This is a genomic window from Mycolicibacter heraklionensis (assembly GCF_001021505.1).
GTDB lineage: Bacteria > Actinomycetota > Actinomycetes > Mycobacteriales > Mycobacteriaceae > Mycobacterium > Mycobacterium heraklionense.
In genome coordinates this window covers 145,575-158,667 of sequence record NZ_LDPO01000008.1, presented here as the reverse complement: position 1 = coordinate 158,667, position 13,093 = coordinate 145,575, and the positions used below count along the sequence as shown (strand labels likewise).

Annotated in this window: 14 protein-coding genes; 5 read left to right on the top strand and 9 right to left on the bottom strand. The window is 67.1% G+C overall.

What is annotated here, in order from left to right; all coding sequences use genetic code 11:
• Window positions 1–93: 93 nt before the first annotated feature.
• On the top strand, window positions 94–912 hold the full coding sequence (locus tag ABW16_RS11965) for an IclR family transcriptional regulator (protein ID WP_047319373.1): 819 nt from the start codon (window positions 94–96) through the stop codon (window positions 910–912).
• Window positions 913–915: 3 nt separating this feature from the next.
• Here ABW16_RS11965 and ABW16_RS11960 read toward each other — a convergent pair whose 3' ends face one another.
• The 3 genes from ABW16_RS11960 to ABW16_RS11950 are packed head-to-tail and all read right to left on the bottom strand — an operon-like array spanning window position 916 to window position 3,082.
• The gene (locus ABW16_RS11960) at window positions 916–1,608 is read right to left on the bottom strand and encodes a GntR family transcriptional regulator (RefSeq protein ID WP_047319372.1); all 693 of its coding nucleotides are present in this window, start codon (window positions 1,606–1,608) and stop codon (window positions 916–918) included.
• The gene (locus ABW16_RS11955; protein ID WP_047319371.1) at window positions 1,605–2,327 is read right to left on the bottom strand and encodes a maleate cis-trans isomerase family protein; all 723 of its coding nucleotides are present in this window, start codon (window positions 2,325–2,327) and stop codon (window positions 1,605–1,607) included. Before ABW16_RS11955 ends, ABW16_RS11960 begins: the two co-directional genes overlap by 4 nt.
• Window positions 2,324–3,082: a maleate cis-trans isomerase family protein gene (locus ABW16_RS11950; protein WP_047319370.1), complete on the bottom strand. Its 759-nt coding sequence runs from the start codon at window positions 3,080–3,082 to the stop codon at window positions 2,324–2,326. The genes ABW16_RS11955 and ABW16_RS11950 overlap by 4 nt, the downstream gene beginning before the upstream one ends.
• Window positions 3,083–3,163: 81 nt before the next feature.
• On the opposite strand from ABW16_RS11950, the gene ABW16_RS11945 reads away from it, so the two are divergent.
• Window positions 3,164–4,129 (top strand): D-2-hydroxyacid dehydrogenase, encoded by a 966-nt coding sequence (locus ABW16_RS11945; RefSeq protein WP_047319369.1) that lies wholly within the window; start codon window positions 3,164–3,166, stop codon window positions 4,127–4,129.
• A gap of 11 nt (window positions 4,130–4,140) precedes the next feature.
• On the top strand, window positions 4,141–5,511 hold the full coding sequence (locus ABW16_RS11940) for an amidase (RefSeq protein ID WP_047319368.1): 1,371 nt from the start codon (window positions 4,141–4,143) through the stop codon (window positions 5,509–5,511).
• On the opposite strand, the gene ABW16_RS11935 is transcribed toward ABW16_RS11940, so the two are convergent.
• From ABW16_RS11935 to ABW16_RS11910, 6 genes are all read right to left on the bottom strand, one after another.
• On the bottom strand, window positions 5,508–5,999 hold the full coding sequence (locus ABW16_RS11935; protein WP_047319367.1) for a DUF3830 family protein: 492 nt from the start codon (window positions 5,997–5,999) through the stop codon (window positions 5,508–5,510). The two genes, ABW16_RS11940 and ABW16_RS11935, sit on opposite strands and share 4 nt — an antisense overlap.
• Window positions 6,000–6,021: 22 nt before the next feature.
• Window positions 6,022–6,924, bottom strand: a complete 903-nt coding sequence (gene thpD / locus ABW16_RS11930; protein ID WP_233424752.1) for an ectoine hydroxylase — start codon at window positions 6,922–6,924, stop codon at window positions 6,022–6,024.
• Window positions 6,921–7,328: an ectoine synthase gene (locus tag ABW16_RS11925; protein ID WP_047319366.1), complete on the bottom strand. Its 408-nt coding sequence runs from the start codon at window positions 7,326–7,328 to the stop codon at window positions 6,921–6,923. The genes thpD and ABW16_RS11925 overlap by 4 nt, the downstream gene beginning before the upstream one ends.
• Complete coding sequence (gene ectB / locus ABW16_RS11920; RefSeq protein WP_047319365.1) at window positions 7,325–8,599, bottom strand: diaminobutyrate--2-oxoglutarate transaminase; 1,275 nt, start codon at window positions 8,597–8,599, stop codon at window positions 7,325–7,327. The genes ABW16_RS11925 and ectB overlap by 4 nt, the downstream gene beginning before the upstream one ends.
• A 187-nt stretch (window positions 8,600–8,786) precedes the next feature.
• Complete coding sequence (locus ABW16_RS11915) at window positions 8,787–9,410, bottom strand: GNAT family N-acetyltransferase (RefSeq protein ID WP_047319364.1); 624 nt, start codon at window positions 9,408–9,410, stop codon at window positions 8,787–8,789.
• Between the two features lie 26 nt (window positions 9,411–9,436).
• The gene (locus ABW16_RS11910) at window positions 9,437–10,693 is read right to left on the bottom strand and encodes an MFS transporter (protein ID WP_047319435.1); all 1,257 of its coding nucleotides are present in this window, start codon (window positions 10,691–10,693) and stop codon (window positions 9,437–9,439) included.
• Between the two features lie 91 nt (window positions 10,694–10,784).
• On the opposite strand from ABW16_RS11910, the gene ABW16_RS11905 reads away from it, so the two are divergent.
• Complete coding sequence (locus tag ABW16_RS11905; RefSeq protein ID WP_047319434.1) at window positions 10,785–11,573, top strand: fumarylacetoacetate hydrolase family protein; 789 nt, start codon at window positions 10,785–10,787, stop codon at window positions 11,571–11,573.
• Window positions 11,570–13,042 carry a glutamate--tRNA ligase gene (gltX, locus tag ABW16_RS11900; RefSeq protein ID WP_047319363.1) on the top strand — a complete coding sequence of 491 codons (1,473 nt, stop codon included), beginning with the start codon at window positions 11,570–11,572 and terminating at the stop codon, window positions 13,040–13,042. Before ABW16_RS11905 ends, gltX begins: the two co-directional genes overlap by 4 nt.
• Window positions 13,043–13,093: the final 51 nt, after the last annotated feature.

The window sequence follows — 13,093 nt, the reverse complement described above, 5'->3', positions numbered from 1 at the left end:
TGTCTGGTATGCAGAGAAATCTTTTCGGGGCGTGCAGAAAACTTTGCCAGGACGACGGATTAAAGGTCAACAACGCTGAGTACGATCTCTGGTATGCAGAGCGATGAGCTTCTCCGGGCCACTGCCGACGGCGCCGGCGCCGCGGCTCCGGAGTGGGGCGTGCCGCAGTATCCGATCGGGTCGGTGGACAGGGCGCTGAAGCTTCTGCTGCTGCTGGGAGAGCAGCCGCAGATCCGTTTGACCGACGCGGCGAAGCACTTGGGCGTCGCATCCTCGACGGCCCATCGCCTGTTGGCCATGCTGCAATACCGGGGCTTCGTGCGCCAGGATCCGGTGTCGAAGGCGTATCACCCCGGGCCGGCGCTGATGAGCGTGGCGTTTTCGGTGTTCAACCGCATCGATATCGAGAATGCGGCAAAGCCGGTCCTGCTCCGCCTCAGTGAACGCCTCAACGAGTCGGTCCATCTGGGAATGCTCGAGGGCGCCAGGGTTCGCTTCATCGCAGCCGCCGAGGGGCCGGCTGCCGTTCGGGTTGCCTCAAGGCTCGGGCGCACCATGCCCGCGCACTGCACCTCGACCGGCAAGGCGCTGCTGGCGCGCCTGTCTGATGTCGACATTGCCCATCTGTACCCGGACGATGCGCTGGAGCGCGTGACGGCACATTCGGTCGGCACCAGGACGGAGCTGCAACGCGAGCTCAGTCGGATACGACAACAGGGGTACGCGGTGAACCGGGAGGGGAGTGAAGAAGGAGTCGCCTCAGTCGCGGTCCCCATCCCCACGCGCGCCCCAGGTGTGCTGCTGGCACTCAACGCCGCTGCGCCCGTTCACCGACTGAGCAGCTCACAGTACCGAGGGGTGGCCGGTGTGCTGGTCGAGGCGGCCAAAGAGATCGGCGACCAGATCGGCTAGCAGCTACGACGGCGCCAGAAGTAGCTGTCCTCTCCGCGCCAACAGGCGGCGCACCGCATCGTCCATGTGTTCGTCGATCAGCCGGATCGCTAGTTCTTCGTCTCCGGCGCCGATCGCCTTGCGCAGCACGACATGTTCGGTGACCTGCTCGCGCAGGTCGGGATAGGCCTCTTCGAGTTCGCCGAGCAGGATTCGTGTTTCCGACAGCAGCGTCCGCATCGCGCGGTGCAGTCGAGGACTGCCGGCGCAGTCGACCAACACCTCGTGAAACTCCTGGTCGGCATCGGCCGCCGCGGCGCCGTCGCCTCGGGAGGCGGCAACACGCAGGGCTTCCACCGGGCCACGCAGCCGCGCAGCCGCGACGCGGGGGTCACCGCGCAGCACTTCGATCACGGCGGCGCGTTCGATGGCCTTGCGGGCCTGGTACACGTCGCGGACATCGTCATCGGTGAGTTCGACGACGAAGATGCCCCGGTTGCGTTCACTGCGCAGCAACCCTTCGGCCACCAGTCGCTGCATCGCCTCACGTAGCGGGCCGCGCGACACCGCGAACTGCGCGGCCAGGCTCGCTTCGCCGAGTTGTTGACCCGGTGCCAGCCGGCCGCGGGTGATCGCCTCCCGGAGCCGTTCGGCGATCAGTTCGGCCGTCGAGGGCCGGCTCAACGGCTCGAACCCGGCATCATGTGAGATTGTCATCGCCCATCCTCGAACAATGCGCCCAGCCCGGTAGTCCGCCGGGTTATCCCGGCGATGCGCAAACCTTCCCACACCGTCACCGCATTGGCGGTCAGGACCGGCTTGCCGAGCAGTCGCTCGAGCGCGTCGATTTGGTCGACGGTGTGCATGGCGGTGTCGGGGATCAACAGTGCGTCTGCTCGGGGTGAGTCATTGCGCAGCGCCAATTCCCGCACGTCGCTTGGTGTCAGCCGGCCCACCTGTGCGGCGGTGGGGATGCCGGCATCGCCCATGGCTTCGACGGTGACACCGTGGGCGGCAACGAAATTCACGAACAGCTCGGCGATCTCGCGCGGATAGCTGGCCGCCACCGCGACGTGGCGACAGCCGAGCGCGGCCAGGGCGTGCACGAAGGCGAACGACGTGCTCGAGGCGGGCACGCCGGCTTCCGTTGCCAGCCGATCGACCTGCTCGGCGGCGCCGGAGGGCCCGAATACAAAGCTGCCCGAAGTGCATGCCCAGACCACCGCGGCGGGCCGCTGCGGCGCCAGCAGCGCCGCTCCCCAGGCGAGTTTGTCCGGGCTGCCGAGATCCATCAGCTCCGGCACGGCGTGCAAGTCGGTGCCGTAGATGTGCGCCACCGGCAGGTGCACACCCAGCAAGTGGGCGGCGCGCGGATAGTCGGACTCGGCGGCGTGGTCGGGATAGATGAACCCGACGGTCGGTTGGGTGGCGGTCATTGCGGGGCTCCGGTGAAGACGTCGCGGAGCCACCGCCCTGGACCCATCATCGGCAGGTCCATCCGGCCCAAACACGCCCACATCGTCAGTTGGTTGGCCGTCAGTATCGGCTTGCCCAGCATCTGCTCCAGGGGAGCGATGATGTCGTAGGTCCGCAGGTTGGTGCAGCTGACGAAGATGGCCTGCGAATCCGGGCGGTCCGCGGCCAGGATCCGTTCGGCCACCGTGCGGTAGTTGACCTTCCAGATCCCGCCGCCCAGGCCCAGATGATCCGAATGCAGCACGCTGACCCCGAGCTGGTTCAAGAACACTCGCAGCAGGTCGGTCAGCTCCTCGTCGTAGGGGGTCAGCACGCTGATCCGCGAGATGTCCAGCGCGATAATCGCTTCAGCCAGTGCTCCCGACGTGGTGACCGCTGCCTTGGCGCCGGCGGCTTCGATCGCAGTGACCAGCGTCTTCTCGTACTCGACGCCGTGAATGAAGCTGCCCGACGCGCACAGGTAGGCGACTACCTCCGGCTCGACGTGCAGCACGTCGCGGGTTGCCGCCTGTAGGTGGTTGGTGTCGGACACCAGTTCGGCCATGGCCCGGCTCACCGGGACCGGTTCGTAGTGGGTGCGTGCCAGATGCAGGGTCACCTCGGCGGGGATCCAGCGCCACAGTTCGCGTTCGATGGCCAGATCGAACGGCGCGATGATGCCGACACCGCGCTGATCGACCGGCCCGTCGAAGTCCGGCAAGAGGGACAGATCCATGGGTTTCCCCATACCGACGTTCCACCCCCAGGACAGCCCTGGATTGTTGACAATCATACGATCTGTTTTTACGGTGTCAATGTGGACGCGCGGCCGGTGGTGACCGTCCAGCACGGCGAGTCGGTTCCCGCCCAACTCGATTCGATCAGCGCAGATGCGGAGCTGCGCATGGTTCCGTCGTCGCGGCTGGCCGACGGAATCGTCGGCGCCGACGTGCTGTTCCTATACGATTTCTCTTCTCCCGCACTGAAATCGGTATGGCCTTCGGCAGACGCGTTGCGCTGGGTTCAGGTTGCCGCCATCGGGGTGGACGCGGTGCTGTTCGACGAGCTGATCGACAGCGATGTCGTCGTCACCAATTCCCGCGGCATCTTCGAGGAGCCCATAGCCGAATATGTGCTGGGGCAGATCCTGGCCTTCGCCAAGGACTTCCGGCGGTCCTGGGACGCTCAGCGTGTCCAGCGGTGGGAGCACTTCGACAGCGAGCCGATTGCCGGGGCGTCGGTCACGATCGTCGGGCCAGGACCCGTCGGGCGGGCCATCGCCCGGTTGCTGCGTGCGACCGGAATGTCGGTGCGCGGTGTCGGACGCGGCGCCCGCGAGGATCCCGACTTCGGCGCGATCACCACGGATCTGCTCGCCGCGGTCACCGACGCCGACTATGTGGTGCTGGCGGCGCCATTGACGCCGCAGACCCGGGGCATGGTCGATGCCGGCGTGCTTGACGCAATGCGGCCGACGGCGCGACTGATCAACGTGGGCCGCGGCGAGCTGGTCGACACCGGCGCGCTGGTGGCGGCGCTGCAGGTCGGTGTCATTGCCGGCGCGGCCCTCGATGTCGTCGACCCGGAGCCCCTTCCAGCCGACCATCCGTTGTGGAGCGCCCCCAATGTACGCCTGACGCCCCACAACAGTGGTGACATCAGGGGTTGGCGAAACACGTTGCAGCAGCAGTTCGTTGCCAATTTTCACCGGTATATGTCCGGACAACCCCTGCACAACGTCGTCGACAAGCGCCGCGTGTCGGCGGCGAGCGGAACCGGTTAAGGAGGCGTCGCATGACTGACCCCACCGAATTGACCGCCCTGCAACTGGTCGCCGCGTACACCTCCGGCGAGCTGTCACCGGTGGAAGCCACCGCGGCCGCCCTCGCGGCGATCGGCGAACGCGACGGCGAGGTCAACGCCTTCTGTCTGGTCGACGAAGAGGCCGCGCTCTCCGAGGCCCGCCAGTCCGAGGTCCGCTGGGGCGGCAACTACACCAAGGGCCTGCTCGACGGAGTGCCGATCGCAGTCAAAGACGTCTTCCACACCGCCGGTTGGCCGACCCTGCGGGGATCGCTGCTCGCCGATCCGGCGGGGCCGTGGCCCGACGACAGCCCGGCGGTGGACAAGGTCCGCAATGACGGCATGGTGCTGCTCGGCAAGACCACCACCCCGGAACTGGCATGGAAAGGCGTGACCGACAGCCCGCGGACCGGCATCACCCGCAACCCCGCCGATACCACGCGCACCGCGGGGGGCTCCTCGGGCGGCAGCGCCGCCGCGGTCGCCGCCGGGATGGCGCCGCTGGCGATCGGCACCGACGGCGGCGGCAGCATCCGCATCCCCGCGAGCTTCTGCGGGGTGGTCGGCTTCAAACCCACCCACGGACGGGTGCCGATGTATCCGATCAGCCCGTTCGGGCCGCTGGCGCACGCCGGGCCGATCACCCGGACCGTCGAGGATGCCGCCATGCTGTTGGACATCATCGCGTTGCCCGATCACCGCGACCCCACGTCGCTTCCGCCGACGCTGACCACCTACCGCGGTGAGCTCCGCCGCGACGTGGTCGGTCTCGACGTCGCGTATTCGCCGGCGCTGGGATACGTCGACGTCGACCCACAGATCGAGTCCGCGGTGGCCGAGGCGGTCCAAGCGCTCGCCGATGCCGGGCTGAACGTCCTGGCGGCCGACCCCGGTTTCTCCGATCCGATCGACGCCTTCGAGGTGCTGTGGGCAACCGGTGCGGCCGGCAGCCTGCGCGGCCGCGAAAGCGACCGCGGGCTCGTCGATCCCGGACTGGCCGACATGTGGGATCGGGGGGCCGCGGTTTCCGGCGTTGACTACCTGGCGGCCCGGCAGGTCTGTGTGGATCTGGGCGTGGCCATGGGACGGTTCCACGAACGGCACAATCTGCTGATCACACCGACCACCCCGATTGCGGCCTTCGCCGCCGGCCATGACGTTCCGATCGATTCCGGCATGCGGTGGTGGGCTCAGTGGACGCCGTTCACCTACCCGTTCAACATGACTCAACAGCCGGCGCTGAGCATCCCGATCGGTGCCACGTCGGAGGGCCTGCCGATCGGCTTGCAGATCATCGGTCCGCGGCACAGCGACGATCTGGTGCTGGCGGCCGGTTTGTTCGCCGAGCGGGTCTTGGGCTAAGCCCGCGCGAAGGCCAGCTTCTCGCCAACCGCACCGGCCATCCACAAGTCGTTGCAGGCGGCGGCCATCTCGGTCAGGCCGTCCTCGATGGTGGCGAAGACATTGCCGGGCACCCACCCGACATCGCCGTTGACCAACAGGTTGTTGCGGCCGTAGAAGATCGCCAGGTCGGTGGCGCCCAGCGGTGAATTCGCCTGCCCGCCTTCGTCGTAGCCATAGGCGGGGTTGCCGATGTCACCGGCGTCGAAGTCGAAGAAGCAGACGTCGCCGGGGATCGGTGTGACCGTGGTGTTTTCCCGGCCCGGGGAGCCCAACGGCGGCAACAGCGTGTAGACCTCGTTGCGGGCATATTTGCCGTGATAGGCCTGGCCGGCGACGGGCAACGCTTCCCAGACCACGGCGCAGGTCAGGGGCGCCTGCTCGTCGAGCAGCCGCGCCCGGCACGACACCCCACGTCCGGTCAGCGTGATGGACAGGAAACGTGCCACAGCAGTCCCTTTCCGCCCAGCTCTACACCGGGTCGAAGACGCGGCTGGCGATGAATGTCGGTCGCGGAGCGGCAGCGCCGAATGGCTCCACCAGGGCGTTGTCCACGCTGTTGTAGACGATGAATACGTTCGAGCGCGCATACGGGGTGATGTTGCTGCTCGACCCGTGCATGCAGTTGGAGTCGAAGAACACCGCGGATCCGGCTGGGCCGGTGATCTGACGAATCCCGTGCTGATCGGCCAGCCAGGTCAGGCTCGCGTCGTCAGGTGTGCCGATTTCCTGCTGTTTGAGCGACGAGCGGTAGTGATCCGGCGGGGTCTGGCCCGGGCACGATACGAACCAGCGGTGCGAACCGGGCATGATCATCAGCGACCCGTTGCTGTCCAGGTTCTCCGTCAGCGCCACCGAGACGCTGACCGCGCGCGGAGCGGGCATTCCGTCTTCGGCGTGCCAGGTCTCAAAATCGGAGTGCCAGTAGAACTCTCGGCCGTTGAAACCCGGCTTGAAGTTGACCCGGCTCTGGTGCACATAGACGTCGGAGCCCAGCAGCTGGTGGGCCGGTCCCACCAGGCGCGGGTCGGCGACCAGCGCGGCGAACGCCGGGCTGATCCGGTGCACCTCGAAGATCGACCGGATCTGCCCGCTGTCACGCTCGCAGATCGAGCGTTCGTCGGCGGCCAGCGCAGCGTCGGCCCGCAGGCGGTCCAGTTCGTTACGCAGATCCGCCACGACGTCGGTGTCCACCAGGGTGTCGACGGCCAGAAATCCGTCGGCGTCGAACTGCGCGACACGGGCCGGGCTCAACGGGCCGCTGGTGGCTTCTGCGGTCCATACCACCGGGTCGCGCCGGGGTTCGATACCGATCGTGACGTTGTTGCGCGTGGGGTAGTGGTCGGTGAGGGCTTCGGTCAGGGGAGGGGTCACGATGCCGTCTCCTGCGGTTGTTCAGTCAACAGGGGGTACGCGCCGGTCTCGTCGTGCACCTCCTGCCCGGTCACCGGCGGGTCGAACACGCACACCATGCGCAGGTCGGTGTGGGCGGCGACGCGGTGGTGCTCGTGACCGTCGAGCAGGTACAACGTGCCGTCGCGCAGCGGGTGCACTTCGCCGGTCTCGTCGTTGATCAGCTCGCCTTCGCCGCCGACGCAGTACACCGCCTCGACGTGGTTGGCGTACCACATCGAGGTCTCCGTGCCGGCGTAAAGGCACGTCTCGTGCAGGGAGAACCGCTGTCCGTCGCGGGCCAGCAGCAGTCGCTGGCTGTTCCAGGTCTTGGATTGGACGTCGCGGTCGGTGCCCTTGATCTCGGCGAGGGTGCGGACGATCATCGGGCGGCTCCTGCGGTAGTGGTGAGTTCACGGGCGGCCACGGCTTCGATCGACTGCGCGGCGATCATCAGGCCTTCGGCCAGGTCGTCATCGTCAATTACCAACGGCGGCATCAGTTTTACAACCTCGCCTTCCGGGCCGGAGGTCTCCAGCAACAGGCCGCGCTCGAATGCCTCGCGGCATACCGCGCCGGCCAGCTCCGGGCGTTCGAAAGCCACTCCGCGGATCAGGCCGCGGCCCCGGGTGGTGACTCCGGGGATCGGGTCCACCACCTCGGTCAGCGCCTGTTCGATCACTTCACCCTTGCGCAGTACCGACTTCTCCAAGCGGTTGTCGGTCCAGAAGTTCAGCGCAGCGGCGGCGGTGACGAACGACGGGTTCTGGCCGCGGAACGTGCCGTTGTGCTCTCCCGGTTCCCAGACGTCCAGTTCCGGTTTCAACAGCGTCAATGCCATGGGGAGCCCGTACCCGCTGATCGACTTAGACAGGCAGACGATGTCGGGGACGATGCCGGCCGCCTCGAAGCTGAAGAACGGTCCGGTGCGCCCACAGCCCATCTGGACGTCGTCGACGATCAGCAGCAGGTTGTGGCGCCGACACAGGTCGGACAACCCGCGCAACCACTCCAGGCGGGCGACATTGATTCCGCCTTCGCCCTGCACGGTCTCGACGATCACCCCCGCCGGGTCGTTCAGGCCGCTGCCGCTGTCTTCGAGCAGGCGCTCGAACCAGATGAAGTCGGGGACCACGCCGTCGAGGTAGTTGTCATAAGGCATGGGGGTGGCGTGCACCAGCGGAATCCCGGCGCCGCCGCGCTTCATCGAGTTGCCGGTGACGCTCAGTGAGCCCAGCGTCATGCCGTGAAAAGCGTTGGTAAAGCTGATGATGCTCTCGCGGCCGGTGATCTTGCGCACCAGCTTCAGTGCCGACTCCACTGCGTTGGTCCCGGTGGGTCCGGGGAACTGCACTTTGTAGTCGAGTTCGCGGGGCTTGAGGATCACCTCGTTGAAGCGCTCCAGGAACTCGGCCTTGGCCACGGTGTTCATGTCGAGGCTGTGCACCACTCGATCGGAGCTCAGGTATTCCAGCAGCGGCGCCCGCAGCTCGGGATGGTTGTGCCCGTAGTTGAGCGCTCCGGCGCCGGCAAAGAAGTCCAGGTATTCCTTGCCGTTGACATCCCACATCCGGGAGCCGCTGGCACGGTCGAACGTCACCGGCCAGGAACGGCAATAACTTCGTACTTCGGATTCAAGGGTTTCGAAAATCGTCATGGTTCCTCCGTCCGTCGGTCACATACAACGGAACGGAACGACAGGTCGACATCCAACTCAAGCCGCGGGTGATCTCGGCTCGACCCACCACCCCGCTCGTATCCCCCCGCCTAGGTCCGCCGGGGCTCACGTTTGCGCGTTCGTGACCTTACCGAGACCAATTTGTGATCTCAACCTTGCCACGCCCTCACTGGCGTCGTGGGTGTACCCGAAGTGGTCCGATGCGAAACAGTTCTTCTGCCAGATGAGATTCGGGGAACAAACCTGCTCCGAACAGCTCGGAACACTCCAGCGGCGCGTCCCATCGGCGGGCGAAGGCGCTGAAGAGCCGTCGGCTGGCGTCGTTGTCCGGTGTGATCGAGGTCTCGAGGTGCGTGACTCCCTGGGTGACCTGTGTGGTCGCCAGGTGATCGAGCATCCGGCCGGCCAGGCCGGCCCCGCGGTGGGCGGCGTTGACCGCCACCTGCCAGACCATCAGGGCCTCCGGCCGCTCCGGGCGCCGATAGCCGGTTACGAAACCGCCGAGTTCATGCGGCGGTCCCAGCTTCGCCTCTCCTGCGTCGAGCCTCGCTGAACCGCCGGGCTCATGCGGCGGTTCCAGCTTCGCCTCTCCTGCGTCGAGCCTCGCTGAACCGCCGGGCTGCCCGCCCACCTCGGCAACCACCGAGGTAGACGCGAAATCACGACACCACAGCAGGTAGGCGTAGGGCGAATTGACGTCGAGGGTGGCGCTGTCGACGGCCATCTGCCACAGGGCCGGGCCGTCCGCCACGGTTGGTGTCCGAAGCCGGACATGAGCCGTATCCGTCATCGTTTCGACGGTACTTGGCGCCACGCTCAGGGTTGCGCGGACGGGTCGGGCGGCGGCCCGGGCGGCACTCGCAGGGTCCGCAGCGCCTCCAGCGCGGAGCGGCCTTCGGGCTCGGCGCTCACCGGTACCAAACGCAGCGCGGCCAGGGGGAACAGTCCGCACAGGGCGAAGGCCAGGGGGTAACCGGCAGCGCCGATCAGCGCACCGAACAGCGGCGGAGCGATCCCGGCGGTCAGCCGCTGGGTGGTGTTCTGAATGCCCAGCGCGCGGCCGCTCCAGTACGGACCGGCGATCTCGGCGACGGCAGTCGACGCCAATCCGTTGTCCAGCACGGTGATAACCGCGGCGATGACCATCGCCGATTCGGCGAGATGGGAGTGCAGGTGATCGGCGGCCCCCAAAGCCAGCATCGCCACGGCTCCGGCGACGGCAAGGCTGCGTATCGGCCGCAGCCGCGACCGGACGCGGTCGGACCACCGGCCGGCCGCCACCCGTCCCGCGGCGCCGAGCAACTGCGACACCGTCACCAGACCACCTGCGGCGGCGATCGACCAGTCGGTGTCCACGATCAGCCACACCAGCATGAAGGTGGCGAGCACACACTGCGGAACCATCAACAGAGCCGAAGACAAGTGAATGCGCCACAGCACCTTCGAATCGCTGTAGGGACTGGCGAGTTCGGCGCCAGAGGCTGCCGACCGTGGCCTGCGCGGCGGGTCGACCACGCCGATCGCACACGCCACCGCCGCCACGGCGCACAGCGTTGCCGGGAACATCAGCGCACGCGCCAGCCCGTGCTCGGCCAGCTCGGGAATCACCTCGGCCCCCAACGCGATGCCCAACGGCTGCGCGGTCTGGCGGATACCCATCACCAGTCCGCGCTGGTGGGGCGGGAACCAGCCCGTCACCAGCCGACCGCTGGCGGTGTTGGCGCTGGCGGCGGCCATGCCTCCGAGAAAGAGGAAAGCGCCGACGCCGATCAGCGACTGCATGGACGCAGCCGCGAACGTGGCCAGCGCGGTCAAGGCGGAACCAACGCTCAACACGATTCGCTCACCGATGCGGTCCAGCAGCGCTCCCCACGCGAACAGGGTCAGCACCATTCCGAAGCTGGGCATCGAGGCCAGCAGACCGGCCATCGCCAGGTTGGTTTCGCGCTTGGTCTCCAGCATGGGGATGACGAAGGCAATGCCGTTGATGAAGACGAATGAACACAGCGTGGCGACCAGGGCGACGACCACGACCGACCAGCGAGCGGCTGTGCCGATCGGCTCGGTGGACATCCGACCATGGTTCCACAGGCCCGCCCGCCCGGGTCGCGCTCTGCCGATGTCGACCCGCGGCCGGTAAGAGCAGGCCATTAGGCTTGTGCAAATGCGCCTAGGCCGAATTGCCAGCCCGGACGGCGTCGCCTTCGTCAGCCTTGAAGGGGACCCGGACCGGCCACACGAGATGACCGCCCGCGAGATCGCTGAGCACCCGTTCGGCACACCGCAGTTCACCGGCCGGTCCTGGCCGCTGGCCGACGTGCGGCTGCTGGCGCCGATTCTGGCCAGCAAGGTGGTCTGCATCGGGAAGAACTACGCGGCCCACATCGCCGAAATGGGCGGCGCCCCACCGGCCAATCCGACGATGTTCCTCAAGCCCAACACGGCGATCATCGGGCCCAACGTGCCGATTCAGCTGCCCGCCAATGCTTCCCCGGTCCACTACGAAGGTGAGCTGGCCGTGGTCATCTCCCGTCCGTGCAAGGACGTGCCGGCCGCGCGGGCCAAGGACAACATTTTGGGCTACACCATCGGTAACGATGTGTCGGCGCGTGACCAGCAGCAGGCCGACGGGCAGTGGACCCGGGCCAAGGGCCACGACACCTTCTGCCCGATCGGACCGTGGATCGTCACCGACCTCGACCCAGCTGACCTGGCGATTCGCACCGAGGTCAACGGGGTGGTCAAGCAGGACAGCCGGACTTCGCTGATGATGCACGACGTCGGTGCCATCGTGGAGTGGATCTCCGCGGTGATGACGCTGCTCCCCGGCGACATCCTGCTGACCGGCACCCCTGACGGTGTCGGCCCCATCGAGCACGGTGACACCGTGTCCGTCTCCGTCGAAGGCATCGGCACTCTGTCCAATCCGGTTATCCGCAAAGGAAAGTCGTGACCACATCTGGTGTTCGCGTCCGGTTCTGCCCGTCACCGACCGGCACGCCGCACGTCGGGCTGATCCGCACCGCGCTGTTCAACTGGGCTTACGCCCGCCACACCGGCGGCACCTTGGTCTTCCGGGTGGAGGACACCGACGCGCAACGCGACAGCGAGGAAAGCTACTTGGCGCTGCTGGATGCGCTGCGCTGGCTGCATCTGGACTGGGATGAGGGGCCCGAGGTGGGTGGTCCCTACGGCCCGTACCGGCAGTCGCAGCGCGCCGACATCCACCGTGACGTGGTGGCGCAGCTGCTGGCGGCGGGTGAGGCTTACGAGGCGTTCTCGACGCCGGAGGAGGTCGAGGCCCGCCACCTCGCCGCCGGCCGTAACCCCAAGCTGGGTTACGACAACTTCGACCGTGAGCTGACCCCCGAGCAGCGGGCCGGTTTTCTGGCCGAGGGCCGCAAGCCCGTCGTGCGGCTGCGGATGCCCGATACCGACCTCGGTTGGACGGACCTGGTGCGCGGGCCGACGTCCTTTCCGGCGGGCACCGTTCCCGATTTCGCGCTGACCCGCGCCAACGGGGATCCGTTGTACACGTTGGTCAACCCGGTCGACGACGCCATGATGAAGATCACCCACGTGCTGCGCGGCGAGGACCTTTTGCCGTCCACGCCACGTCAGATCGCGCTGTACCAGGCATTGATCCGCATCGGCGTCGCTGATCGCGTCCCGGAATTCGGCCATCTGCCAACCGTTTTGGGCGACGGAACGAAGAAGCTGTCCAAGCGTGACCCGCAGTCGAACCTTTTCGCGCACCGCGACCGGGGCTTCATCCCCGAGGGGCTGTTGAACTACCTGGCATTGCTGGGCTGGTCCATCGCCGACGACCACGACGTGTTCAGCCTTGACGAGATGGTCGCCGCGTTCGATGTGGTCGACGTCAACTCCAACCCGGCCAGGTTCGACCAGAAGAAGGCCGATGCGCTCAATGCCGAGCACATCCGGCTGCTTGACGCCGACGACTTCACCGCACGGTTGCGCAGTTATCTCGACACCCACGGACATGACACCGGCCTGGACGACGCCGGCTTCGCGGTAGCCGCTGCACTGGTGCAGACCCGCATCGTGGTGCTCGGCGACGCCTGGCCGTTGCTGAAGTTCTTCAACGACGATCACTTCGAGTTGGACCCGCGCGCCGCGGCCAAGGAATTGGGCCCCGACGCCGCTCCGGTGTTGAATGCGGCCATCGCTGCTCTGGAGGGCGTGGGGGAGTGGACCACCGCCAACATCGAGGCCGCGCTGAAAGCGGCGCTGCTGGACGAGCTGGGGCTCAAACCGCGCAAGGCGTTCGGGCCGATCCGGGTCGGGGTCTCCGGTGGTCTGGTCAGCCCGCCACTGTTCGAGTCCCTGGAACTGCTTGGCCCGGACCGCAGCCTGGCCCGGCTGCGGAGCGCCCGAGACGGCGTTGGGGAAGCGCGATGACAACTTCGCCGTAGAAGTTTGGTAGTCTGCTCGTCGGCCCAAGAACGGCTG